The organism is Micromonospora humidisoli (assembly GCF_016900955.1).
GTDB classification, from domain to species: domain Bacteria; phylum Actinomycetota; class Actinomycetes; order Mycobacteriales; family Micromonosporaceae; genus Micromonospora; species Micromonospora wenchangensis.
The window spans coordinates 1-25,244 of the sequence record NZ_JAFEUO010000017.1 but is presented as its reverse complement, the minus strand read 5'-3'; the positions used below and the strand labels follow the sequence as shown (position 1 = coordinate 25,244).

Genomic DNA, 25,244 nt, shown 5'->3' with positions numbered 1-25,244 from the left:
CGCCGCCAGCACATTGACCGACACCGCTTCCGGCATCGCCCACCTCCACAACATCATCCTGCTCGGATGACACCGACACCGTTGGCCGGCAACGCCATCACCGAATTACGAGACACCCTTTAGGCATCGCTTCGTGGCGTAGTTCCTGAGGGCCGTGGTGTCGGCGGCCAGTGCCGGCTGGGCGGCGACCACGAGACCGGACGCCACCAAGCCGATGGTCATGGTGACGCGGATCAGGCTGCGGGTGAGCAGGTTCTTCACAGTACCTCCGATGCGAGTGCTTGACGTGAAGGTACGTTGTTACGGAACGTAGCCATCCCGGCCTTGTCGTTGGCTGTCAGAATTAGGCGTTGAGCTGCGCAGACATGAGCAGGCAATGATCGCCGCTTGTCACTGATTGTCAACCGCTAGCGGGGGTTTTCGAGGGGTAAACGGGGGGCCGACAGGACGTCGCCAGGTCCGCCGCGTCCCGCTCCCCATCAGCTGAACACCCGTCACAAGGAACGTTGCGCCCCTTATCCGTCGCGGCACACTTGGCCGAAGCGTGGGGTTCGTGTCGGTGGGGTGATCGATACCGCAACCCCACCCCCACAGCGTGCCCAAGACAGCGTAGCTATCGAATTTCGACCGTAGCCGCGGGCGGTACGGACCTTGCCGGCTGCCCCGCCTGGCCTTCTGGCTGGTGGACCGAAGCGAAACGCGCGTGCTGAGACGGAATCGAACCGTCGACCTACGCTGTCCGAACTGACGGTGCCTGGCTTGTCAACGTTCGCTACGAGCTGCCACTGAGCTGCACAGACGCGATCGCGAGGTGGGCCGTGATTGTCACCGGCAGTCGATGATCAGCAGGAGTTTTCGGGGGGAAAACGGGGGGCCGTTGACCCGTGCCGGGACGATCACGGCCCCGCCAGGGACACCCTATCCGGGCGGCCGTCGCGCCGAAAGCCGGACCGTCATAGGACCCCGGACCGCCCGAATATGTGCAGCTGGTGCCGCGTACCCAACCAAGCGATCCTTGCCCGGTGCGGTGGCCAGGCGCAGCGTGGGATGAGACCGTGCCGTCGGGCGCACGTCTCCCCGTTGCGAACCTCGCCCGGCGCGGTGGCCGGGCGCAGCGCGTCACCAGCAGTCCGACGAGCTGCGCGAGCGCGTTGCGATCCTCGCCCGGCGCGATGGCCGGGCGCAGCGTACTCCGGTCAGCGTGCTCCAGGGCGTGCAGGCGCAGTTGCGATTCTCGCCCGGCGCAGTGGTCGGGCGCAGCACCCGATATCGCGGCCCATATCGAAAACGTCGCGCAGGTTGCGATCCTCGCCCGGCGCGGTGGCCGGGCGCAGCCACGGTGAAGTCGTACCAGACGTGCTCGGTTGCCTCGTGGTTGCGATCCTCGCCCGGCGCTGTGGCCGGGCGCAGCACCGGCACGACTCGATCCCCGCCGTCCGACTCATGGTTGCGATCCTCGCCCGGCGCGGTGGCCGGGCGCAGCGATGTACGTCTCTCCGGTCAGCTTGCGCTGAATCAGTTTCGATCCTCGCCCGGCGCGGTGGCCGGGCGCAGCCCGGTAACCAGCTGCTGCGCGCGACCGTCCCGACGTGGTTGCGATCCTCGCCCGGCGCGGTGGCCGGGCGCAGCGCGACGCCCTTCATGTCGACCTGCCGATGATCGGCCTCGTTGCGATCCTCGCCCGGCGCGGTGGCCGGGCGCAGCACGGGCCTATGCGCCGGGGGCCGGAGGAGTGTTCAAAGTTGCGATCCTCGCCCGGCACGGTGGCCGGGCGCAGCTCGGGCACCGTGACCACGATCGCCCCCGCCTGACGGTTGCGATCCTCGCCCGGCACGGTGGCCGGGCGCAGCTCGGGCACCGTGACCACGATCGCCCCCGCCTGACGGTTGCGATCCTCGCCCGGCACGGTGGCCGGGCGCAGCTCCGGCAGCCGGACGTGTCGGCACTGCCCCGGGTCGCGTTGCGATCCTCGCCCGGCGCGGTGGCCGGGCGCAGCCTGTGCTCTCAGCAGGGGGGCAAGGTGTCCTTGCCCCCGTTGCGATCCTCGCCCGGCGCGGTGGCCGGGCGCAGCGTGGTGGGGATCGTGTACGTGCACCGGTTGGGGCAGTCGTTGCGATCCTCGCCCGGCGCGGTGGCCGGGCGCAGCGCCCGCCAGATCAGCCAGGCGTACCCGCAGATCCCCGTTGCGATCCTCGCCCGGCGCGGTGGCCGGGCGCAGCCACGCTGTGGGTGCTGGGTCGCGCCGGCGACGCGGCGTTGCGATCCTCGCCCGGCGCGGTGGCCGGGCGCAGCCCTGTTCTCGCTGGTCGACGACGAGGGCGAGGAGGTGTTGCGATCCTCGCCCGGCGCGGTGGCCGGGCGCAGCCCGGTCGATCAGGGATTGGTCACCGACGGCACCGAGTTGCGATCCTCGCCCGGCGCGGTGGCCGGGCGCAGCGTCCACGGGCCGATGATGGGCTTGTTGTTGGTGTCGTTGTTGCGATCCTCGCCCGGTGCGGTGGCCGGGCGCAGCACCGCCCCGGCCGGCGTGCGATGGGAACTCGTCGGCCAGTTGCGATCCTCGCCCGGCGCGGTGGCCGGGCGCAGCGACTCGGGGCAGGGCTCCGGGTCGTACCGGTTGCGATCCTCGCCCGGCGCGGTGGCCGGGCGCAGCGCTCCTCCGGGGCGTACCAGCCGTTGAACACCACCGGGTTGCGATCCTCGCCCGGCGCGGTGGCCGGGCGCAGCCAAGGATGCGCTCAACATCAGAGTGCCCGTAGAGCTGTTGCGATCCTCGCCCGGCGCGGTGGCCGGGCGCAGCCTGATCGTGCACGGCCGGTTCAAGACCCGGCAGTACGAGTTGCGATCCTCGCCCGGCGCGGTGGCCGGGCGCAGCAAGTTCCTCGCGGCGGCGAAGGCGATGGGTGTGGAGTTGCGATCCTCGCCCGGCGCGGTGGCCGGGCGCAGCCCCAGTGAAGAGCAGCGCCGTGAGGTCATGGCGGCTCTCGTTGCGATCCTCGCCCGGCGCGGTGGCCGGGCGCAGCCTTACCGACACGGGGGATACCGGCGACCTCCGGGTCGTTGCGATCCTCGCCCGGCGCGGTGGCCGGGCGCAGCCCATTATCGATTTGCCGGAACGCTTCTTCCCGGCACAGTTGCGATCCTCGCCCGGCGCGGTGGCCGGGCGCAGCGCGGCCGGTGGCGGGGACGTTGTCGGGCCGGGCGGGGTTGCGATCCTCGCCCGGCGCGGTGGCCGGGCGCAGCGACCGCCCAGCGACTCCTCGACGACGCAGAGCTGGAGCGGTTGCGATCCTCGCCCGGCGCGGTGGCCGGGCGCAGCATGTCGATTACGACCCGGTCGTATGGGTAGCTCTCGTTGCGATCCTCGCCCGGCGCGGTGGCCGGGCGCAGCGGCAGGGCCTGGCGGTACGACGCCTGCTCAGGGCGTACGTTGCGATCCTCGCCCGGCGCGGTGGCCGGGCGCAGCGCGGTCACGGGGGTGGCGCTCGTCGACGACGGGTCCGTTGCGATCCTCGCCCGGCGCGGTGGCCGGGCGCAGCCGGCGGCACGTTCGCCGACCATCGTGTGGGCGGCGAGGTTGCGATCCTCGCCCGGCGCGGTGGCCGGGCGCAGCACGACCTGGCCCGCGCCCGGGTCGCCCGGCACGAGGTTGCGATCCTCGCCCGGCGCGGTGGCCGGGCGCAGCGACGATGTGGGCGGCCCCGGTGATCTTCTCCCCCCCGAGTTGCGATCCTCGCCCGGCGCGGTGGCCGGGCGCAGCGCGGCCTGGTCGCCGGAATCGGCGCAACGCTCGCAGCGTTGCGATCCTCGCCCGGCGCGGTGGCCGGGCGCAGCAGGCGCTCGACACGCCGACCGACCGGACCCCGTGGACGGTTGCGATCCTCGCCCGGCGCGGTGGCCGGGCGCAGCCTGCGCAAGCCGACCCCGGCCGAACGGGCTGCGGGGCGGTTGCGATCCTCGCCCGGCGCGGTGGCCGGGCGCAGCAGCAGCGGTATGGGGGCCTGCGGTGAAGGCCGGCGGGTTGCGATCCTCGCCCGGCGCGGTGGCCGGGCGCAGCTCCCGGCCGCCTGCTGCCACGTCATGGTCGTGAGGGTAGTTGCGATCCTCGCCCGGCGCGGTGGCCGGGCGCAGCTGGCGCGGTAGTCGGCTTCGAGGCGTTCGCTGCTAGCCCAGTTGCGATCCTCGCCCGGCGCGGTGGCCGGGCGCAGCGCATGTACCTGGTGGCGGCGCACGCCACCGGGTGGGGGTTGCGATCCTCGCCCGGCGCGGTGGCCGGGCGCAGCCGGGGGCGCACTCGTCGTGGACGAGTCGGGCCGGTACGGTTGCGATCCTCGCCCGGCGCGGTGGCCGGGCGCAGCTAGCCCAGCCCCGACGAGGTCGGCCCCGACGCCAGGGCGCGTTGCGATCCTCGCCCGGCGCGGTGGCCGGGCGCAGCTCGGTCCGCTACGGCTACATGCTGCTGCTGCCGACCGGTGTTGCGATCCTCGCCCGGCGCGGTGGCCGGGCGCAGCACTCGCTCAAATTCACCCCGGCCGATCTGTATCCGGTTGCGATCCTCGCCCGGCGCGGTGGCCGGGCGCAGCTCGCTGCTCGCCGGCCTGTTCGTCGCGCGCCGGACCGAGTTGCGATCCTCGCCCGGCGCGGTGGCCGGGCGCAGCGGTTCACGAGCAGCGAATATAGCGATCAGGCGATCCCTCATCGACTTGCTCGCAGTCCGTTTCGTCCATCTGATACAGATTTCTCACCTCGGAACCCTCCGCGTTTCTCGCGTCTACTTGGGGTTCCTAGATCACTAGGGCTCCGCGTGGCTCGATGGGTCGTGGTTTGCCGAGGTGTTCGACGTCGTCGAGGGCGTGGGCTGGTAGGTGGTAGATGCGGATGCTGTCCTGGGTGGGGTCGATGGCGTCTTGGAGGGCGGCGACGAAGCGAACCTTGTCGGTGTCGCGGCAGACTACTTCGAAGACCGATTTTTGTACGCGGTGTCCGTACCCTTCGCAGATCTTGGCGACTTTGCGGAGTCGGCGTTGTCCCTGTGGGGTGACCGTTTCGACGTCGTAGGTGACGAGCAGGTCCACGTTCAGTTCACCGTCCACGGCTGATAGGCGACCGTGTCTCCGCGAAGGTGGCGGGCGAGTAGTCGGGCTTGCACGAGAGGGAGCAGCGCGGCGGGTACCTGGCGGCCGAGTTGGGCGTGGGGCCAGTCGCGTTGTCGGCTCTGTTGCCAGGCGGCCAGCACAGTTTTGCGTCCGTTGTCGGTGAGTCGGTAGGCCTTGTTTGGTAGTTCTTCGAAGTCGGTGGGGGTCAGTTCGCGTCTGTTGAGCATGGTGAGGGCGAGGCGGTCTGCCAGGAGGGGGCGGAACTCTTCCATCAGGTCGAGGGCGAGGGCGGGTTTGCCGGGTCGGACGGCGTGGAGGAAGCCGATGTAGGGGTCGAGTCCGACCTGTTCGAGTGCACCCTGCACGGCGACGCGCAGCATGCCGTAGAGGAAGGAGAGTAGGCAGTTCAGAGGGTCGGTGGGTGGTCGTTTGTTGCGGCCGGATGCCTTCCAGTCGGTGTTGTCGCCCAGGAGGTAGGGCATGGCGGCGAAGTAGTCGCGTGCGGCGATGCCTTCGACGCCGAGGATTTCGTTGGTGCTGGTGGCGGTGGTGAGGAGTTCGAGTCGTCGGGCGAGGAGTTCGGCGGTGGCGCGTAGTGCGGTCTGTCGGTGGCCGCTGGTGTCCCGGGCGGTGCGGAGCAGCACTTGTCGCGCGTTGTGGATTTTGCCGGCGACGAGGGCGATCGCGATGGGGAGTTGGCGTTCCGGTGAGTCGGCGGCGCGGTGTTGGGCTTGGCGTAGCAGCGGGTTGCCGTGGGTGGGGCCGACCAGTCCGGCGCGGAATCGTCCGCTGCCGGTGAGCCAGCTGACGGAGCGGCCGTCGTCGGCGCAGCGCAGGAGCAGGTCGTCGGTGGGGGTTACGCCGCTGAACAGGACCAGGTGGTCGAGTCGAACGAGGGGTAGCAGGTGACGTCCGGGTTGGTCGGGGTGGTAGATGCGCACGGTGTCACCGTCGAGGCGCAGGCTGGTGCCGGGGGTCTGGACGTAGAGGGTGTTGAGGAGTTCAGTCACGCCACTGTCCCAATGGTCGTGGGGTCAACAGGTCGGGTGGGGTCTGCCGTTGGCCGTCGGTCAGTTCGGGGAGGCAGTCCTCGCGTAGGGAGCATCGCCGGCAGCGGGCGTCGTTGCGTGCCGTCGGCAGCGTCGGGGTGTGCAGCAGCCGGCGTACGGCTGTGGTGGCGGCGATGACCCGTTCGAGGAGGTCATGGTCGATGGGTATGGGGTGTCGGCGGCGTTCGGCGACGGAGTAGATGTATCCGGTGGGTACGTCGAAGCCGGCTTCGAGGAGGCAGAGGGCCTGTCCGCCGAGTTGTAGTTCGGCGGGGCCGCCGGGTTTGTAGCGTCCGATCTTGTATTCGACGGGTGTGGCGGTGTTCTTCTCGAACTCGACGACGTCGCAGATGCCGCGTAGGCCGTGGGTGTGGCTCCATACTGGGAGTGACCGGATGGTGGTGAGGCCTCGGCGGCGTTGGATGCCGGGTAGGTCGACGGTGGTGTGGCTCAGGTCGCCGCGTACCGTCTCGACGTTTTCGGTCCAGACGCCTTCGACGTGGATGAGGGCGGTCTGCCGGTGGCAGTAGGCGTAGTGCTCCAGCGCGGACAGCGGCACCTCCCGCAGGTCGGGGGTGCCGCTGTCCGTGGGGTGGTCGTGGGTCACGGCCAGAGGTCGACCAGCTTGGTCAGCTCGATGCCGCCGGGCATCCCCGACTCGTCGATGCTGCGGGTGTAGTCGGTGTGGGCGCGGGCAGCCTTGTCGTCGTCCTTGCGCTTGACGGTGATCCGCTGGGTGAGGGCGGCCGAGGGTGCGGCTCCGAAGGCGTCGGGGTGGCTGAACACGTACAGCCCGCAGAGCTTCATCTCGCCGCGGCTGGCGGCCCGGTCGTGGTCGAACATGACGGTGACGGCCTGCCACAGCGCGGCGAGGTCGTCGCTGGTGACGCCGGTCTTGGCGGCGCGGGGTGCGGAGTAGAACAGGTGGGCGCGGTAGAGGCCGTACGGGACGGTCCACTTGGAGCCGATCTCCGTGCGCTCACCCTTGTCGATGTCGTCCTGGCGGGTCTGGGTGACCCGGGTGATGGTGTGGTCGGTGGGCAGGATCGGATCGATGCTGCGGGCGAAGGTGAGCTGCAGCGGGCCACGGACCTGCCCGGCGCCGCCGCTCTTGCCGGTGCTGAGCACCGCACCGAACATGCGGATGTCGAAGTAGTGCTGGCAGAGCCACTGCTGTGCCGCCGCGCTCTCCGCCGGGGTGGGCTTGTTGCTGATCTTGGGCGGGTTGGCGGCGAAGGCGCCGTCGATCCGGGTGTTCAGGGCGTGGCCGGCTTCGACGAAGATGCCGTAGCGCGAGTCGTCGCCGCGCAGCAGGGACACGGTGTCGCGGATTTTGCGTTTGATGGCCACGTCGGTGACGAGGCCTTGGCCGCTCTCGTCGTCGGTGCGGGGTTGGTTGCCGGCGTCCGGGTCGCCGTTGGGGTTGCCGTCGCTGACGTCGAACAGCAGGACGGCGTCGTGGCGGCGGGTCGGGTCGAGGTGTGCGGCGCTCATGCGTCGTCTCCTTCGTCGTGGGCGGTCGGTGCCACGTCGTCGGGCTCCGGGGGCAGGTCGGTCTTCTTCTTGTTCGCGGCGGCGGCGAGTCGTTCGGCCCGCATCTCGGCGCGCTGCTGGTGGTAGCCGAGGATGAACTGGGCCTTGTCCGTCAGCACCGCAGCGCTGGGGATCGCGTCGAGTTGGACGAACAGGTCGTCGAGTCGCCGCTCGTAGGCGTCCGACCAGGCGGGCCGGCGCAGCGGGCCGCGGAGGCGTTTGAGCCATGCCTGTACGTTGCGGCGGCCGGAGACGATGACGACCTGCGGGTTGTCGATGGCGCGGCCGAAGTAGCGTTCGGCGAAGGTGGTGTTCAGCCGCTGGTCGGCGACCCGGAACACGGTGCGTTGCAGGTCGTCCATGACGGCGAAGATGCGGCCGGACACGTAGGCCGGCTGCTGGTGGGCGACGTTCAAGGTCGGCGTCAGCCTCTCTCGTTCATGCTCGGGCAGGGTCGGGTGACGGCGCAGGGCGAGCCGGATCAGCGCCGCGCGGCCGGGGTCGAGTCGGCCGTCGATCCGGATGCGGTTGATGACGTGGTTGAGCAGCTTCGGCGGCAGCGGTCGCTTGAGCAGCGCGGCGCTGAGCAGCCGGTGGAACAGATCAGGTGGGCGGTGTTCTCCGGACGCGCCGAACTTCGTCCACGTCCCGGGTGCTCCGTTGCGGCCGGCCTCGAACCGCCCCGCAACCCGGGCGAGTTGGGAAACCTTGATGGTGGCCACCTCACCGGTCCAGGCATCCACGATCCGGTGGTCGTCGAACCAGGCCCTGATGTTGTCCTTGACCCGGGAGATCGGCAGCTCGACCCAGTCCCGGACGACGACGCGGGCGACGTTGCCGCCCACGGTCACCGAGCAGTACCGGGACACCTCGTCGAGGGAGGCTTCCGCGCCGCTCGCCGGCCCTGCGACCAGGCGCTGGATGTGGCTGGGGTCCAACTGCTCGACGGTCGCCCACGGGTCGATGGTCGACCCGCCCAGCACCCACCAGGCGAGCCGGGCGTTCTGCCCGGACAGGCTGGTGCTGTGCCGGGGATCGGACAGCAGCGCCGTCAGCGCGGTCATGAACTTCAGTCCGCAGTCGGCGCAGATCGGGGTGTGCGTCAGGAACTTCTGCAACTCGTAGCCGTGGGTGGCCTCATTCATGCTGACCAGCGACGCGCTCTGGGTGGCCCCGGGCACCCACCGTCGAGGAATCTGCTGCGGCATCGTATGGAGCAGCGGCTGCACACGCCCACAGACCAGACACAACCCGGATCGTCCGGAGCCCTTCCGATCGCCGGCTACCCCGGCCCAGAATCGCTGCGCCGCGACAGCGTCCGCCGCGTAGACCCCGTCGACCCAGAAGCCGACCAGGTCTCCCCTGCCCCAGTCCGCCGGCGGTGAAACACGGTCGGCGTGCCCGTCGCGGTAGAAGGCGGCGACAGCCGGGCCAGGACCGTCTGGTTCGGCTGCCGCCCAGTCGGCGATCAGGTCACGGAACGCGGTGTGCTGCTTGGCGACCCGTTCCGGTTTGGCCCCTTCGGACAGCCAACCGAAGACGTACTCTCCCGTGTCGACCGCGAGCGCGGGCGAGATCCCGACGGTCCGGGTCACCGCCGGCACCAGCCGGGGCGCACCGAACCGGGAGTTCGGGTCGTCCTTGTTCGCCGTATCGACCAGGCCACCCCGGGGTACGCCGTCGGTGTCGATCTCCAGGCTCCACCGCACCGCCTTGCGGGAGTAGAACGGCGGAATGACGTCCTCGCTGGTGTCGGCGAACTCCACCAGCCGCTGCAACAGCACTAGACCACCGGCCCTTCCACCGGAAGCGCCAGCTCGATCCCCCGTTCCGGCACGGACAACACCCCGGCCACCACCCGAGCGGCGAACCACTCCATCCGCGGCTGAGCCGACTGCCCGTCGCGGTGGATGGAATGCAGCATGATGCCGATCTCCTCGTTGACATCCGTCCGAGGCGTGTCATCCGGCCAGCCGAACTCCGCACTGAACTCACGCGTGCCCAGGTAGGGCTGCTGGAAGCAGGCCCCTTTCCGGACCCGCCGACGCAACTGATCCCGGTACGCCGCGACCGGCTTGTCCGCGTGCGCCGCCACCTCGACATGAGCATGGATGCGGTACGCCACATCCCGCAGGCACACCGCATTGCGCTGATCACGGTGTGCCGCCGTGTCGACCCGCCGGGTGCCCTTGAGCGCCTCCGCCAACGGGGCGACATCCGAGGTCTCGTTCCGCCGAATCGAGAACTGCCGCACCGGCTTGAGCACCTCGATCGCCACCACCCGGTACCGCATCTCCGGCTTCCAGAAGATCGATTCGAGCACCCCCACAGCAGCAGACGGCGTCATCACCGGATAACTGACCCGCTCCACCTTCAACTCCGGCCGCGAGAACAACGCCGCCTCACCACTGACCTGCACCACCACCGGAAGATCACCCTCCGGGCTCCGCCGCAGAGTCACCCCATTGACCACTTCCATCGTCACCACATAGCCCTCCCACGACAGACCCCTCGCACACACGATCGAAGAAAGACCCCACCACGAAACCGGAGGCCTCCTCGCACACCAGGTGCGACGATCCACGACCAGTGCGACAGGAACGGCCGCACCACGCCGGTTTGCTCCATGAAGGACTGACAAGAATCCGACTCGACTACTTTGGGGCGGAACTCCGTCCGACAAGGACCGGTCAGTCCTGGTCGGACGAAGCCAACCCCCTCCGGGCAACACCCAAGGTTGCGATCCTCAGTACCTAGGCACTGCAGGCCACCAGACCCTGCTAGCGACCCCAAACAGGCTACCAAACTTCCTTGGGTGCTTGAGCCGGACGGAGTCGGCTCAAGCACCCTGTGGTTAGACACCCGCTCCACTGTGGGCTATAAAGATGTCGGCTGGGCGGGCACCGTCCCCAGAAACACGACGGTCCGCTGCGCGAACAGCGGACCGCCCAGCTCCCCTGCCATCCGTGAGGCCGAAAGGAACAAGATGACAGTAGGGCAACGCCGCGCCCACAGGCCACCCGACGAGAGTCAAGAACCCCGGAGCCCCTCCTCCCTCCCGTTACGCTGGGTAGTAATCATGGCGCTGAGCGCTGCGATTGGCATCATGGTCGGCACCGCCGAGAGCCTGCCCACCGGTGTGCTTGCCAGCTTGATCACAGCCGGAGGGCTGCACAAGATCATGGATTGACTGGATTGCCAGGTGAGCGCACGGTGCGCTCACCTGGCGACCTGGAAACGTTAGAAGACGAACTGCTCCAGGTTCGGGTCGAGGTTGATCCCCGTGGAGTTGTCGTACTCGCCGATCCACTCGACCAACGCGCCCCGCCGTACCTCGGTGCCGAGAATCGGTCGCAGGAGCGCCGTCACTCCGGGCTGGCGTAGAACGCTGGGGTGGAGGTTCGTCGTGTAGGCCTGCAAACGACGCAGCTTTGCCAGATCCGGAACCGGTGCGTGACGTAGCTCGACGATGAGCTCCTCCAGCTCATTCCGCAGCTCAAGTGTTACTGCGCCCTGTGGCGTCACCACGTTGACGGCGTCGTCGTCGATCATCCTGAACGCGAGCTTCCGATTCCGCTTTTTAGTGCTCGCATCCATCGGCCCGTCCGCCACGGTCTCGAACTCCCAGCGTTGCCGGGCGTACTGGATGCGTTTGCCGACGTGCTGGCTGTCGGCGAGGTTCAGCATGTCGTACACGTTGCGGTAGTAGCGTCCGAGCGCCGCCACGTCGTCCGGGTCGGCCTTGTCCGGTCCGAACTGACGTCCGGCACAGCCGACCAACGTCTTGTACGAGGGTGGTTGCCCGCCGTCCTGCGGCGCGAAGACGACCACCAGACCACCGTCGGCCATCCGCCCTTCACGGTTGGCTCGCCCGGCTGCTTGCAACAGTGAGTCAGCCGGCGCCATCGCCCGGAACACCACCGGGAAACTGACGTCTACACCAGCCTCGATGAGTTGCGTGGCTACCAACAGGACCCGCTCGTCCTGGTCGAGACGAGTGCGCACCTCATTCAGCACCTGCCGCCGATGCTCTGGGCACATGCGAGTCGATAGGTGCCAGGCCGCCCCTTCCTGTTCCGTGTCGTTCCACCGCTCGAACACTGCCTTCGCGTCCGCCGTCGTGTTCACCACCACCAACGCCGACCGTTCTGCCGCTGCTTGTTCGGCGATATCCGCCAGCGTCGGCTGCGGGTCGAGCTGCCACTTGTATCGCACCCGCCGCAGCTCACTCACCAGCCTCGGGGTGTCGTGGATCAGATCCGTGCATGGCAGGTCCTTGAATTCATCCAACGCCCAGAAACTCGGCTGGGTCGCCGAGGACAGCAGCACGGTCGCATCGAAGTGCCGCACGAGCAGGCGAAGACCATCGAGGATCGGAGCGAGCATGGCATGCGGCAGCGCCTGCACCTCGTCCAACACGATCACCGAGTTGGCCAGGCGATGCACCCGACGCATCGCCGACGGTTTACGCGCGTACAGCGACTCGAAGAGCCGGACGAAGGTCGTGACCACGAACGGCGCATCCCAGTTCTCCGCCGCGAGCCGTGCCCACCGGCCGGCATCCGGATCATCGAAGTTGGCCTGGCTGTGATGTTCGAGGACGACCGGCTCTTCACCTTCCTCGTCCAACAGCCGACGGTATACGGCGGCATTCTGCTCGGTGATGGTCAGGAACGGGACCGCCACAATCACCCGGCGCAACCCGTGCTTCTCCGCATGCCGCAGCGCGAACGCCCCACTCGCCAACGTCTTACCGGCACCGGTCGGCGCACCAAGGCGAAACACCCCCGGCTCGCACTCAGCCGCCGCCAGACAATCCGCGTAGATCTGCTCCCGCAAGGCCGCGATCGGAGAGCCGCCACGTGCGGCGATCTCCGCCCGACGTCGACCCTCGAACCTCTGATAGAGATGACTGAAGTCGGCATCCGCACACACCCGAGGACCGGTCAACCCTTTGAAATGTGCGGAGGTGTCCAAACTGTCCGCATCCACCAACGCGCTGTAACACAGGCGTAGCGCCATCTCCCCCGCCAGCGGATCACCACGCCAATCCATCGGCACGAGAGAACCCAGATCCTGCGGCAGATCGGGCAGCAACACGGGCAACTCGCGCTCAGCGGACGCCACGTCCCCAGACCAGTCAGCCAGCCTCTTCCGCAACGCCTCACGTAGCCCAGGATTATCGACAAGCCCACCATGATGGCCGAAAATCGCCCCAGCAAACGGCCCAAGCCCACGCTCCTGCGCGATCCTGGTCCCCAACGACTTGTGATCAATACCCACCGCTCCCCCAGTGGGCCCGATCACAGCGAGCTTGTCCTGCCACGCACAGGACGCCTTCCCCACGTCATGCAGCGCACCCAGCCAGTACGCCACCTCACCCCCACCAAACGGGGCAGCAAACCGTCGCGCCAGCACCGCAGTGCCACGAAGATGGTCCGCAAGCGAATGCCACCGACCAGAACCGGTAGCAGGACTATGCGCCCGCAGAGAACCCACACCAGACACAAACAACTCCCAAGAATCATCGTTACAGTTCCCTGAGCCAAGTGGTTACCGACCACAGAGCACTGACCCTGTCGGCGACCACCATCGGCTCCTTTCGCGCATGCGGTCGCCACAGTAAAAGTGTTCGACCTGGCCCTCGACATCGAGAACCCCACCCAGTGCGTACCCAGCAGCGCTGGTGAGTACGGAAGGCCGCGATCCTCGCCCGGTCCGTAGACCGGGCGCAGCGTCGCTCCGGCTCACCCGGCCGCCGCCGCTGCGTGCCGTTGCGATCCTCGCCCGGTCCGTAGACCGGGCGCAGCGCGCCACCGGCAGCCGGTGATCCAACGATGGGTCGAAGTTGCGATCCTCGCCCGGTCCGTAGACCGGGCGCAGCCCCACCCGCAAGCGATCAACGCCAGTTCGACCACGGCGTTGCGATCCTCGCCCGGTCCGTAGACCGGGCGCAGCTCGAGCCGTACGAACGGGTGCATGACGTCCGTGGCGGCGTTGCGATCCTCGCCCGGTCCGTAGACCGGGCGCAGCGTCGGTCTCGACGTCGACGCCGGTGGTCTCGACGTCGTTGCGATCCTCGCCCGGTCCGTAGACCGGGCGCAGCGAGTACGCGTCTGGTGGGCGAGCCGGCCGCCGTGGCGTTGCGATCCTCGCCCGGTCCGTAGACCGGGCGCAGCGCGGAGATCCCCGGGCGTACGGTCCCCTTACATGCGGGTTGCGATCCTCGCCCGGTCCGTAGACCGGGCGCAGCCGTCGAGCTTGACCTGGAGGTTGACGGCGTTGCCGCCGTTGCGATCCTCGCCCGGTCCGTAGACCGGGCGCAGCCCCCGGATCGGGGGGATAAACAAGAAGCTCTTGAACTAGTTGCGATCCTCGCCCGGTCCGTAGACCGGGCGCAGCGCCATCTCCGGCCGGTTGTCGGTCGTCTCGTCGGCGGCGTTGCGATCCTCGCCCGGTCCGTAGACCGGGCGCAGCTCGTAGGGTCCGCCGTTCGAGGTGCAGGCGACGAACGGGTTGCGATCCTCGCCCGGTCCGTAGACCGGGCGCAGCCGGCAGACCGCGATCATCCTCGGCATCAACGACCCGGTGTTGCGATCCTCGCCCGGTCCGTAGACCGGGCGCAGCTCGTAGGGTCCGCCGTTCGAGGTGCAGGCGACGAACGGGTTGCGATCCTCGCCCGGTCCGTAGACCGGGCGCAGCCGGCAGACCGCGATCATCCTCGGCATCAACGACCCGGTGTTGCGATCCTCGCCCGGTCCGTAGACCGGGCGCAGCTCCACCCAAGGCGGCGAAGGCGCTGGGGGTGGAGCGGTTGCGATCCTCGCCCGGTCCGTAGACCGGGCGCAGCCCAGCGCGGCCCAGTCAACGCTGCCGCCAGCGCGGTGTTGCGATCCTCGCCCGGTCCGTAGACCGGGCGCAGCCGGTGAAGGTATCCGGGTCGAACGCGTCGTGGTATGAGTTGCGATCCTCGCCCGGTCCGTAGACCGGGCGCAGCCGTCGATGCCCTGCTGCTCAGGCTGGGCAACATGTTCGGGTTGCGATCCTCGCCCGGTCCGTAGACCGGGCGCAGCTCGGCCTCGTCCCGGTCGACCTCGAGGGGCCAGCGGGTGTTGCGATCCTCGCCCGGTCCGTAGACCGGGCGCAGCGATATCCGCCGGAAGATTTTTCGCCACGAGAGTTCCGGTTGCGATCCTCGCCCGGTCCGTAGACCGGGCGCAGCGAGTCCCCCGTCATGGGTGCCCGTATCGACCGGCTCGTGTTGCGATCCTCGCCCGGTCCGTAGACCGGGCGCAGCCACGTCTCCGGCCGGCAGTGGTGGGTGCTGTGGTCGTTGCGATCCTCGCCCGGTCCGTAGACCGGGCGCAGCCTGCGGTTGAGGCCCCACGCCGCGTCGGCCAGCTCGTTGTTGCGATCCTCGCCCGGTCCGTAGACCGGGCGCAGCCCGAGTGCGAGCGGCGCGGCAAGCGCATCCTGGCAGCGTTGCGATCCTCGCCCGGTCCGTAGACCGGGCGCAGCCGACGTAGAGCCCGACGTGATGCGCCGGGGTCCCCCAGTTGCGATCCTCGCCCGGTCCGTAGACCGGGCGCAGCCGGGGCTCCTCAGACGCGGTTGAGGGGGTTGCGGATGTTGCGATCCTCGCCCGGTCCGTAGACCGGGCGCAGCTCAGTCAGGTGATCTCTGCGCTCGGGTCGCCGCCGGTTGCGATCCTCGCCCGGTCCGTAGACCGGGCGCAGCCCGACCACAAAAGCGCCCTGGTCGAGCTGGCGATCTGGTTGCGATCCTCGCCCGGTCCGTAGACCGGGCGCAGCTCGCCGGCCTGAGCGACACCGCCGCCGCCCGCACCAGGTTGCGATCCTCGCCCGGTCCGTAGACCGGGCGCAGCCTCGTGTTCGGCGCGGGCGGCCTTGGCCTTGGTGAGGTTGCGATCCTCGCCCGGTCCGTAGACCGGGCGCAGCAACTCCACCGCCGTCCCCGCCACGTGCTCACGCAGGTAGTTGCGATCCTCGCCCGGTCCGTAGACCGGGCGCAGCTCGCCGGCCTGAGCGACACCGCCGCCGCCCGCACCAGGTTGCGATCCTCGCCCGGTCCGTAGACCGGGCGCAGCCCGGGGGTAGTTTCAGGCCCTTCTCGTGGTGCGTAGTTGCGATCCTCGCCCGGTCCGTAGACCGGGCGCAGCGCGCGGTAGTCGGCTTCGAGGCGTTCGCTGCTAGCCCAGTTGCGATCCTCGCCCGGTCCGTAGACCGGGCGCAGCGCAAATTTTGCTCCCACCGCAGGTCACGAGGCCGGCGCGGTTGCGATCCTCGCCCGGTCCGTAGACCGGGCGCAGCGCGGTAGTCGGCTTCGAGGCGTTCGCTGCTAGCCCAGTTGCGATCCTCGCCCGGTCCGTAGACCGGGCGCAGCTGTCGACCATCTGCGCGATGTCGCCACCGCGCGAGACGATGTTGCGATCCTCGCCCGGTCCGTAGACCGGGCGCAGCCTGCAGAGGGTGAGCCCGATCTCCGGCTGCTGCACTGTGTTGCGATCCTCGCCCGGTCCGTAGACCGGGCGCAGCCTCCGGCATCACCTTGCCGCGCGGCCTGCCCCAACTCCGGTTGCGATCCTCGCCCGGTCCGTAGACCGGGCGCAGCAGCTCTCCACCAGCAGAAATTGACGCTCGCCAGCGAATCACCCAGGCGACGCGAAACCGGTATGTCCCAATCACTCTCATTTCGAGGTTCGGAACCTCCGGCCTTTCCGTGTCCACCAGGGGTTCCTAGATCAGCTACTGGTCAACCTTCAGTATGTTAATGCTGACGCCGCGAGTGGAGATGATGCACCTTCAACCCTCGGACAACGGCGCGACACTGGCGGCTTCTCGCCTACCGCCGGCACCAGCCGAACGCCCCGAAGATCGACAGTAGGGTCAACGCAGTGAACACTTCCCCCACCGCACCGGGAACGTCGAGTGCCGCGACGCTGCGCGAACAACTCGTCAGCACGCTCGAACAGCGCGGCCACATCCGCTCCGCCGCCGTGGCGCACGCATTCCGTACGGTCCCCCGCGAGCAGTTCCTCCCCGGCGTCGACCTGGACACCGTCTACACTCGTCGCCAGATCGTCACCAAACGGGACCCCAGCGGTGCGGCGTTGTCGTCAGCGTCGAGCCCCAGCCTCGTCGCGGACATGCTCGAACAACTCGCCCCACAACCCGGCCACCGCGTCCTGGAGATCGGCGCGGCCACCGGCATCAACGCCGCCCTCCTCGCCGAGCTGACCAGCCCCGACGGCACGGTCGTCACCATCGAACTCGACCAGGACCTCGCCAACGGCGCCCGCGCCAACCTCGACCGCACCGGCTACAACACCGTGACGGTGATCTGCGGCGACGGAGCCCTCGGCGACCCCGACCACGCGCCCTACGACCGGATCATCGTCACCGCCGGAGCCTGGGACATCGCCGCCGCCTGGTGGGAACAACTCGCCGACCACGGCCGCATCATCGTGCCCCTGCGCGTACACGAAAGCGGCCTGACCCGCTGCTTCGCCTTCGACCGCACCAGCCCTACGACGATGGTGAGCGCCACGACGCCACTGGTCTGCGGATTCGTCCCCATGCGCGGCAGCACCGAACACACCGACCACCACGCACGCCTCGACACCGACGTCGTCCTCAAACTCGACGCCACCGACCAACCCGACCGCGCCGCCCTCGCCAAGGCTGTGAGCCACCCCCGGCTCGAACGCTGGACCGGCATCCAGATCAGCGACGCCGACCCCATCGGCCACCTCGACCTGTGGCTCCTCGTCCACGCCAGCAGGCCGTTCGGTCGCCTCGGCGTCGGTGATACCGCCCGCACCAACGGACTGGTCACCCCCGCCTACCGATGGGCCGGTGCCGCCATCTACCACGGCGGCACCATCGCCTACCTCGCCTTCCAAGACACCGGCGACGGCCACCACGAACTCGGCGCGATCGCCCACGGACCCGACGCCAACGCGCTCGCCACCGACCTGACCAACCTGCTCGACCAATGGGACGCCGCAGGCCGCCCCAACCAGCCCACCGTCACCGCCCACCGCACAGGAACCCGACCCGCCGAACCCCGCGATATGAACCGAGCCGACACCACCCTCACGATCTCCTTCTGACCGCACCCTTGCCAGGACTGTGCCCTGTCCCGTCCCGGCGAGCGCAGGCGAGACGGACCGTCTCGGGTATAGCCGGTTCCCGCAGCCGTCACCGGCGGAGGTGGAGTTCTCAGTAGCTGTCCAAACAGGCCAAGATCGACGGAGTGAGGCCCTGGCAAGGCCGGAAGGACCGGAGCCGTTTCGAGCCGATGCTCGATGCAGAGTTCAATACACACCTCGACGAGCTCGGCATTGGCCCAGTGCGCAGCAGATGACCCGGCCGCGACGGGTGTATGCACGGCATGGCCCGAGTTAACTAACAACGTCGTCACCCCCGCCGGGCCCTTCGTCGTATCGGTCGCGGTCTAGGCGGCGATGGGCGCCGGTAGCGGCAGACGCGGAACCCGACCGTTGAGGGCGACATTGCCGCCAAGCAGCACGAGGATCGGCGCGACGGCCATGTCTGGGTCGCTTTCGGCCCGGCAGGTGAATACGTCGATGTGGGCGAGCCCGAGCTCGGGCCACGTCGACACGGTGATGTGGGACTCGGCGAGGATCAGGACGCACGTCGCGCCGTGCGGTTGGAACGGCTCGATCAGTTCGGAGCGGGCCGTGTTGCCCAACAGGCGGCACGTCTCCCGCATCGCGGTCATGATCTGCCCTGGGTCGACGTCGGCCCTGGCGCAGTTGGTCACGTCGTAGACAGCGTGGATCACGGGTGCTCCGATCAGGCGGCGCGGGGCGCGGGGCGGGCGGGAAGGTGCTCGTTGAGCAGGGCGGCGAAGTAGTCGACGGTGTAGGAGCGGTGTAGCCGGTGCGGGTCGCTGGCCCACCGGGAAACCTCGGTCCACAGGGTGTCGAGGACGTGGTCGCCGTGCTCGGCCAGCAGGATGTCGAGGTTGAGGAACAGCTCTGGTAGGTCGGCGTACGCGCTCTTGGCGACGTACAGGCTTTTGGATAGCTTGCCGCCGGTGCGGTCGACTACGAGCGGTGTGAACACGGAGACGGGCCAGTCGTGCGGCGGTACGCCGAGGGTGGCCAGGCCGGGCGCGAGGACTTGGCTGTGCCAGGCTCCGCCCCAGTCGGCGCCGTCGACGGAGACGGAGCAGGCGTCGTACAGCTCCCGTTCGGCCGCGAGGAGGTAGCCCTTCTGGATCGAGCGGACGGGGGTGTTCGCGTCGTACCAGCCGCCGCCGTTGACCGGGACGTGTTCGGTGTACGGGCCGTGGTCCGGGCAGATGCTGTCGAGTTGCACGGCGTCGGGCAGTGTGGTGATTCGCAGGTGCTTGCCGGCTTTCTCCATGAGACGGCATGCGGGGCAGCGGGGGCGGACTTTGACCACGCCGTCGGTGGGGGCGCAGATCGGCGCGAACGCGTCGAGCTGCTGGGCGATGTGGTGCAGGCACTCTCGGACTGGACGCAGGTTCTGGTAGACGGCGTACGGCCGTACCTCGTAGGGCACCCCGGAGCGGTCCCGGGCCCAGTCGAGGAGCCGCCGGAACCCGTCGGTTCGGGTGGCCTCGTTGAGGCGGCCTGCGTCGATAAGGTCGCCGACGGTGCGGGTGTATTGCTCGCCGCCGCGCTCCAGGTGCTCGGCTGGTGCGTTCTCCAGGGCGTCGAAGACCACGGTCGCGGGAAGCCCGAGGTCGTCGGCGGCGTGCGCGGCGAACGCGAAGACCGTCAGGATCGTGACGGTGGTGCCGAAGTGCGGCACGCCGTTGAGCTGCGCTGCGGTCGTCACGCGAAGCGCGGACCGGCCAGCTGCTGCGGCGCGCAGCAGGTCGGAGTTGCGGTTGGTGAGGTGGGCGATGCCGACCGGCGCGAAGATGAGGTCGGTGCTGGGGGTGGTCACTGTTTCCTCCCGGTGTAGAGCCACAGGCTGGGGAACTGCGGATCGACGCTGGCTACTCGGTGCAGCAGGTGCGGGTGGATGCCGGCATCGGCGAACGCGCGACGGTAGAGGCCTTGCGTCAGCGTGACCCGGCCGGTTTGGCGGGACGGCTCGGGAACCCAGTTCGCGCCGGCGCACCAGCCGCCCGGGGCGAGCGGCACGTGCGCCCTGCGCCAGGCGTCGAGGAAATGTTCTGGGGTTTCGGCGAGGCCGAGCAGACCGAACTGGGTGACCAGGTCGGTGCTGCCGGGGGCCAGGGCCAGCGGCGGTCCGTCAAGGCAGTCTGCGACCAGGGTGCCGGCCAGGGACCGGCATCGGCGGGTGAAGTCCTCGGCGGTGCGGTGGCACATCCTCAACACCGTTGTATAGGCGGGGCGTGGCTGGCCCTGAGCGGCGTACCGGGACAGGATCGCCAGGCGGTCCAAGTCGACGTCGACGGCAATGAGATGGTCGGCGGTGAGCGGGATTGACCACAGCAGCGACTCCGAGCCGGCGCCCAGATCGCACCACCGGCGGACGGGCGGAAGCTCGGAGAGGGCGGCGAGGACGTCCTCGGTGCCCATCCCGAACTCGAATTCGGCGTTGTAGTAGCGGTTCCAGTAGGGGTCGGCTGCCGCGACGGTCTGCCCGGTCATGTCGGCGCTGCGGCAAGGAGGACTTCGGTCAACTGGCCGAGCCCGGGTTGGTAGGTGGTCACCTTCATGCCCGCGGCCGCTGCGGCGTTGGTGACCGATGGGCGGTCGAGCAGCCGCAGGGTGACGGTGTGCTCGTACACCTGGTCGTCGTTATGCCGCAGGACGAACTCGATGCTGACGCGGTCGTCGGTGCGGCGCTGTCGACGGTGGCGCACCAGCGTGCCGCCGGAGGGGGCCGGTATCACGCGGTCGATGAAGGGCGCGTCGTCCCGTAGCGGCTCGTAGAAGCCGCACCTCTCGACCGGTTCGCCCAGCAACGCCTGAAGGAGCACCTGGCCGCCGGGGTTCAGGACGCCAGCGAGCTGGCGGAAGATGTCCGGTAGCGGCATAGCGTCGGCGAGCTGGTTGAGCGCGCCGTTGGGCACCACGATCAGGTCGACCCGCAGTTGCTCGGCGGTGAGCGTTTCGAGCCGGGCGTGGATCAGGCTGACGTGCGGCACGCCTGCGACGTTCTCGGCTGCGGCGTCGAGCATCTCCGGGCTGGCGTCGATGAGCACCGTGGTGCATCCCGCAGCGGCGTAGGTGTGCGGGTAGTGCCCGGTGCCCGAGGGGACCTCTGCCACGGTCAGGCCCGGGCGCAGTAGGTCGTCGAGCAGTTGGGGGACGGTGAGCCCGGCGGTCACCTCCGCTGCGTACGTGCCGGCGCGGGCGGCGTATCCGGGCGTCGTGGCGGTCACCGCGTTATCCCGTAGAAGCGGGCGTGCTGGCGGACCACGGGGTGCGCCAGGACGCCGTTGGCGGTGATCTGAGCGGTCCGCACGGCGGTGTCGTCGCGGCCGCGTAGCACGGTCTCGGCCAGTCGCACCAGGTACGGCGCGGCGTTTGCGGCATACGCGTGGCTCGCGGTGACCGGCACCAGCGCGGGCCACACGTCCACCTTGACGTGCAGCACGCCCCGGACGATCCTCGGCGGGTCGCCCGGCTTCTGCACGGGCCCGGCCGTCGGGAGGTAGCCCGGCCCGTACCCGCAGGTGGCGTCCACGATGACCGCGCCGCGTCGCATGTGGTGCAGGTCGGTGGTGCGGATCATCGGCGGGGTGTCGTGGGTGGAGATCAGAATGGCGCCGATCACGAGGTCGGCGCTGGCCAGGGCCTCGCGGAGGACCGTACGGTCGTTGGCGAGCACGGTGACCCCGGTCGGGGCTGCGGCCTGGTATTCGTCGCGGGACGTGGGGCCGCTGGTGAGGACGGTGACGCGGGCTCCGAGCCGCGCGGCGGTGAGCGCGGCGGCGCGGCCGACGTTGCCGCTGCCGATGACCACGACGTTCGCCGGCTCGGCTCCCGGCAGGCTGCCGGGGAGGACACCGCGCCCGGCCGGGTGCTGCAACGCCTGCGTGCCGGCCAGGACGGCTTGTACGCCGGCGATGTGGCCGCCGGGGCGGCCGAGGGGGAACTGGCCGTTGTCGGCCAGGAACTCGTAGCTCCAGGCGTTCACCTTCGTGGACATCAGCGCGGCGAGCAGATCCACGTCACCCTCGGCGTGGAACAGCGCGCCGATATGCTGCCCGGGCCGTAGGCGGGTGAGGTCGCCGGGGTCGGGCGACTTGTAGCGCAGCACGAGCGGTGCCGCCCATACCTCGTCGGGCGTGGTGAGTCGCACTCCGGCCTGCTCGTAGGCCGTGTCGTCGATGAAGATGCCCTCGCCGATGCCGGGCTCGGCGTGGAGGTCGAACCCGGCGTCGGTGAGCGACCGCGCCAGGGTGGGGGTGAGGATCGTGCGGCGCTCGGGTCCGCTCTCGCGAGGGAATCCGATGGTCTGTGGGGGGTGGGGGCGCACGGTGGACGACCTCCTGAGGATGTGCCTACTGGTAGTGGCACCCTCACCCGCCGTGCAGGAGTGGGCCAGTTCACGGATGTCGTCGAACTATCTACCGCTTGTTCATCGACCAGTCGCGAGAACGATGAAAGCCCAGGTCAGCGAGATGCGAGCAGACCGAGAAGTGTCCGATGGTAGACAGCCTGCACCGCAGGGATGGACGCCAGCCGAATCCGCTCGTCCGTCGCGTGCAGCCCTTCGTAGTCGACGCCGAAACCGGCCGTCGCCGGGATGCCCAGACCCGCCAGGTAGTTGCCGATGTTCGACGGGCCGGCGATCTTCGGCGACGGGGCGAGCCCGTAGCGCGTAGCGGCGTCGACCAGCTCCCGCACCATCGGGTCGGTGTCCGCCAGGGCGTACGGCGGCCATCTGGTCGTGATCTCGACGTGGGTCGGCGCAGTGTCCGGCCACCTTCGGTCGACTGCCCGGACGCACTCGCGCACCAGCGTCTCCCCGGCCCGATCGTCCAGCGAGGGTGTGAGCCGCACGTCCACGTTCACGGTGCACAGGTCCGGAACGACGGAGTAGCCCTCTCCACCGCTGATCGCGGTCACGGTCAGCTTGGGCAACGGTGGGAAGGCTTGGGCGGGCCCGGGTAGCGGTGCGTCGCGCAGCTTCTGCACCAGCTCCGCGGCCTTGACGATCGCGTTCGGTGTCGGTCGGCTGCCGCCCGAGTGGCTCGACACCCCATGCACGTGCAGCCGGGCCCGAAGCACGCCGCGGCCGCCGACGACGACATGGTCGCCGCCTGGATAGCCGATCATCACGCCAGCGACGGGCGGGGCGTCACGGAAGTACATCTTCGCCCCACCGAACACGCCGGTGTGCTCGTCGACGTCGAAGAGCAGCACGACGCTGCCGCGCAGCCGATCGCGGACCGCCGCGAGGCGAACGCCGATGTGCGAGAAGACCGCGACGGCAGCTTTGGAGTCTGCCGCCCCACGGCCGTAGAGCCAGCCGCCGTCGGAGGCGGCCGATGTCGGAGCATGGGTCCAGGCGGCCTCGTCGCCGAACGGGGCGGTGTCGAGGCAGGCGTCGAGCACATAGCGTGGTCCCGGCTGAGCGCCGTGCATCTCGACCACAAGGGCGACGGCGTCCCCACTGGGCCCTTTCAGCCGGCGCGCCGGCAGTCCTCGCCCGGTGAGCCATGCTTCGAGGTGGTCGAGCGCCGGACCGTAGGGGTCGATGCCGCCTCGGCTGGGAAGGCGGACCAGGTCTCGGGTGAGCGTGATGACGGAGTCGTGGTCGTGCTGCGCCGCCTGCCACACCGGATCGTGGGTCACCCGCTACTCCCGCTCTCGCAGCACGTCCAACGCTTGCACGTCGGCCACCGTTTCGATGCGTCGAGCGGCAGCGTACGCCTGCCGGCCGTGGTCGAGCAGGCGTGAGGCCGGCCCGGCGCCGAGCAGCACCCCGGAGTCGAACGCCTCGTGGGAGGTCAGTGACGGGATGGGAACCACGGCCGCCCGCTCACTGGCCACGAAGAACCGCTCCGGAGCCAACGGGTCCTCCTCGATGCCGAGGTTGAGCGTCTTCACGCCCAAGCTGCGGTCGCGCGGATCGCGGATCTCCAGGAGCCGCGCCAGGTGATCGCGCAGCACCCGATAGTGAGGTGGGCCGTGCAGGACGCGGTAGAAGATCAGCGCGGGGCTCGCCACGAGGGCGGCTTCGATCGCTTGCAGGTACCCGGTGCTACGTGACCGTGAGCCGGTGACGATGAGGCATTCACGGGCCTGCGCCACGACGGCCAGCATCGCCTCGTTCAGGTCGGCATACCGGGCCAGCAGTTGTGGCCCGTCGCCATGGTCGCCCAGGTGGTTGTCCTGGTGGGTGAACAGCTCGTCGACGCTTTTGCCGTAGATGGCGCACAGCGTCTTGCGGTGAGCGTGGCTGGTGGTGTGCCGGCCCAGCTCCCAGCCGCTGATCATGGTCGGGGTGACGCCGGAATGCCCGCCGGTGGTGCGTTGGTCGAACGCTTCGACGACCTTCTCCAGGGTCCACCCTCGCGCGAGGCGGGCACGGCGCAGGGGGGGACGGCTCCTTGGGGGTTGCCTGACGACGAATGATGACTTCCACCTCCCAGTCGCCGCGGCCGAGGATGCCGCTAGTGACCGTGCACGGTCATCTCGCGGGTCGGTGAGTCGGCCGTGACCTTCTCGCAGATGCTCAGCAGTTCGGGATGGTTGCGCAGCCGGGTGTAGCCCTGAGGGGGATGGAACGAGCCGAGTTCGATCTTGAGCTGATCCAGCGGCATCCCCGGGTACTGAACGACCCGCTGAATGGGGATCGCGAACGCTTGTGGCAGGTCCTGCACATACTCGAACACCGAAACGCCGTTACCCACGCGGGCCTGCTCGGCGATATCAGCGATGCGCTGCGGTGTGTCCACCACAGCGGGCCCCAGGTCGATCACCGCGCCCAGGCGGGACACCGGGGCGGTGAGGAAGACGAACCAGCGCACCGACTGGCCGGTCAAGAAGCGGCGTCGGAACTCGTGACGCTTCTCGCCGGCCCAGATCAGGTCGAAGTAGACCGGGTTAAGCGACATCAGCACCGGCTCCCGAACGTCGACCGAGGCGTCGTCGAAGAGGCTGGGTTGGGCGCTGCCGGTGAACAGATTCATCGTCACCCTATCCATCATGCGGCCAGCGTGGTCCTGGAGGTAGCCGTCCAGGTCAGTCGGTGTGTCGCCAGGTCGACCGGCGGTGCGGCCTCCTTCCGGCAGCCACCGACGCCGCCTGGTTGCAGGCGTGCTTCTCAGGTCAGTCGACGCCAGCCGGTGGGCATTGACCTCGTCGGTCTTGTTCAGGTACATCGCGCCGGTCAGTGTCTCGGCGTAGGCGAGCGAGATTCGAGGGCGGTATGGCCCGAGGGCCCCACACCCCTAGGGTCTGGGCGACCGGGGCCAGCAACCGGACACGATGGCCATCAGAGGACGTCTGATTCACGTATTTTGTGTGTGTTGTGGTTGTGGGGGTTCTCGCCAGGTTGGGGTGGTTTCGGTGGTGAGGCGTTTGGCGAGGTTGTCGATCATGGCGAGGGTGATCATGCTG

17 protein-coding genes and 2 CRISPR repeat arrays are annotated in these 25,244 nt (G+C 69.2%); of the genes, 1 reads left to right on the top strand and 16 read right to left on the bottom strand.

Going from position 1 to position 25,244, the window contains the following annotated elements; genetic code table 11:
* Positions 1-105: 105 nt before the first annotated feature.
* The 8 genes from JQN84_RS30985 to cas3 all read right to left on the bottom strand — a co-directional run bounded on the left by JQN84_RS30985 (position 106) and on the right by cas3 (position 13,177).
* Positions 106-261, bottom strand: a complete 156-nt coding sequence (locus JQN84_RS30985) for a hypothetical protein (RefSeq protein ID WP_204962129.1) — start codon at positions 259-261, stop codon at positions 106-108.
* 744 nt (positions 262-1,005) lie between these two features.
* A CRISPR array of direct repeats spans positions 1,006-4,658; the repeat unit is 37 nt; unit sequence GTTGCGATCCTCGCCCGGCGCGGTGGCCGGGCGCAGC.
* 126 nt (positions 4,659-4,784) lie between these two features.
* On the bottom strand, positions 4,785-5,093 hold the full coding sequence (cas2, locus tag JQN84_RS30980) for a CRISPR-associated endonuclease Cas2 (RefSeq protein ID WP_307821510.1): 309 nt from the start codon (positions 5,091-5,093) through the stop codon (positions 4,785-4,787).
* Entirely contained in the window at positions 5,078-6,106 is a 1,029-nt protein-coding gene (gene cas1c / locus JQN84_RS30975) for a type I-C CRISPR-associated endonuclease Cas1c (RefSeq protein WP_204962128.1), read from the bottom strand. The genes cas2 and cas1c overlap by 16 nt, the downstream gene beginning before the upstream one ends.
* Entirely contained in the window at positions 6,099-6,752 is a 654-nt protein-coding gene (cas4, locus tag JQN84_RS30970; RefSeq protein WP_204962127.1) for a CRISPR-associated protein Cas4, read from the bottom strand. Before cas4 ends, cas1c begins: the two co-directional genes overlap by 8 nt.
* Positions 6,749-7,639, bottom strand: coding sequence for a type I-C CRISPR-associated protein Cas7/Csd2 (cas7c, locus tag JQN84_RS30965; RefSeq protein WP_204962126.1), 891 nt, complete (start codon positions 7,637-7,639; stop codon positions 6,749-6,751). Before cas7c ends, cas4 begins: the two co-directional genes overlap by 4 nt.
* Entirely contained in the window at positions 7,636-9,462 is a 1,827-nt protein-coding gene (gene cas8c, locus JQN84_RS30960) for a type I-C CRISPR-associated protein Cas8c/Csd1 (protein ID WP_204962125.1), read from the bottom strand. Before cas8c ends, cas7c begins: the two co-directional genes overlap by 4 nt.
* A complete protein-coding gene (gene cas5c / locus JQN84_RS30955; protein WP_204962132.1) occupies positions 9,462-10,151 on the bottom strand; it encodes a type I-C CRISPR-associated protein Cas5c in 690 nt (229 codons plus the stop codon). Before cas5c ends, cas8c begins: the two co-directional genes overlap by 1 nt.
* 767 nt (positions 10,152-10,918) lie before the next feature.
* Entirely contained in the window at positions 10,919-13,177 is a 2,259-nt protein-coding gene (gene cas3, locus JQN84_RS30950; RefSeq protein WP_204962131.1) for a CRISPR-associated helicase Cas3', read from the bottom strand.
* Between the two features lie 200 nt (positions 13,178-13,377).
* Positions 13,378-16,309: direct repeats of the CRISPR family, unit length 37 nt; unit sequence GTTGCGATCCTCGCCCGGTCCGTAGACCGGGCGCAGC.
* A gap of 283 nt (positions 16,310-16,592) precedes the next feature.
* On the opposite strand from cas3, the gene fxlM reads away from it, so the two are divergent.
* Positions 16,593-17,810, top strand: a complete 1,218-nt coding sequence (gene fxlM / locus JQN84_RS30945; RefSeq protein WP_204962124.1) for a methyltransferase, FxLD system — start codon at positions 16,593-16,595, stop codon at positions 17,808-17,810.
* A 344-nt stretch (positions 17,811-18,154) separates the two neighbouring features.
* On the opposite strand, the gene JQN84_RS32495 is transcribed toward fxlM, so the two are convergent.
* The 8 genes from JQN84_RS32495 to JQN84_RS31860 all read right to left on the bottom strand — a co-directional run bounded on the left by JQN84_RS32495 (position 18,155) and on the right by JQN84_RS31860 (position 25,006).
* Positions 18,155-18,505, bottom strand: a complete 351-nt coding sequence (locus JQN84_RS32495; protein ID WP_204962123.1) for an S-adenosylmethionine decarboxylase family protein — start codon at positions 18,503-18,505, stop codon at positions 18,155-18,157.
* Between the two features lie 11 nt (positions 18,506-18,516).
* Positions 18,517-19,641 carry a hypothetical protein gene (locus tag JQN84_RS32490; protein WP_204962122.1) on the bottom strand — a complete coding sequence of 375 codons (1,125 nt, stop codon included), beginning with the start codon at positions 19,639-19,641 and terminating at the stop codon, positions 18,517-18,519.
* The gene (locus JQN84_RS30930; RefSeq protein ID WP_204962121.1) at positions 19,638-20,315 is read right to left on the bottom strand and encodes a class I SAM-dependent methyltransferase; all 678 of its coding nucleotides are present in this window, start codon (positions 20,313-20,315) and stop codon (positions 19,638-19,640) included. The genes JQN84_RS32490 and JQN84_RS30930 overlap by 4 nt, the downstream gene beginning before the upstream one ends.
* Positions 20,312-21,052: a class I SAM-dependent methyltransferase gene (locus tag JQN84_RS30925; protein ID WP_204962120.1), complete on the bottom strand. Its 741-nt coding sequence runs from the start codon at positions 21,050-21,052 to the stop codon at positions 20,312-20,314. Before JQN84_RS30925 ends, JQN84_RS30930 begins: the two co-directional genes overlap by 4 nt.
* Positions 21,049-22,152, bottom strand: coding sequence for an NAD(P)-dependent oxidoreductase (locus tag JQN84_RS30920; RefSeq protein ID WP_204962119.1), 1,104 nt, complete (start codon positions 22,150-22,152; stop codon positions 21,049-21,051). Before JQN84_RS30920 ends, JQN84_RS30925 begins: the two co-directional genes overlap by 4 nt.
* A gap of 137 nt (positions 22,153-22,289) precedes the next feature.
* A complete protein-coding gene (locus tag JQN84_RS30915) occupies positions 22,290-23,474 on the bottom strand; it encodes a M20 family metallopeptidase (protein WP_204962118.1) in 1,185 nt (394 codons plus the stop codon).
* A gap of 3 nt (positions 23,475-23,477) precedes the next feature.
* On the bottom strand, positions 23,478-24,119 hold the full coding sequence (locus JQN84_RS30910) for an XRE family transcriptional regulator (RefSeq protein ID WP_204962117.1): 642 nt from the start codon (positions 24,117-24,119) through the stop codon (positions 23,478-23,480).
* A gap of 176 nt (positions 24,120-24,295) precedes the next feature.
* Positions 24,296-25,006 (bottom strand): ASCH domain-containing protein, encoded by a 711-nt coding sequence (locus JQN84_RS31860; RefSeq protein ID WP_239486531.1) that lies wholly within the window; start codon positions 25,004-25,006, stop codon positions 24,296-24,298.
* Positions 25,007-25,244: the final 238 nt, after the last annotated feature.

What these genes read in the sequence shown, in the direction of transcription:
- JQN84_RS31860 (WP_239486531.1), bottom strand. Translation starts at nt 25,006, where the DNA reads ATGTACCTGAACAAGACCGACGAGGTCAATGCCCACCGGCTGGCGTCG.
- JQN84_RS30910 (WP_204962117.1), bottom strand. Translation starts at nt 24,119, where the DNA reads ATGATCAGCGGCTGGGAGCTGGGCCGGCACACCACCAGCCACGCTCAC.
- cas7c (WP_204962126.1), bottom strand. Translation starts at nt 7,639, where the DNA reads ATGAGCGCCGCACACCTCGACCCGACCCGCCGCCACGACGCCGTCCTG.
- JQN84_RS30930 (WP_204962121.1), bottom strand. Translation starts at nt 20,315, where the DNA reads ATGACCGGGCAGACCGTCGCGGCAGCCGACCCCTACTGGAACCGCTAC.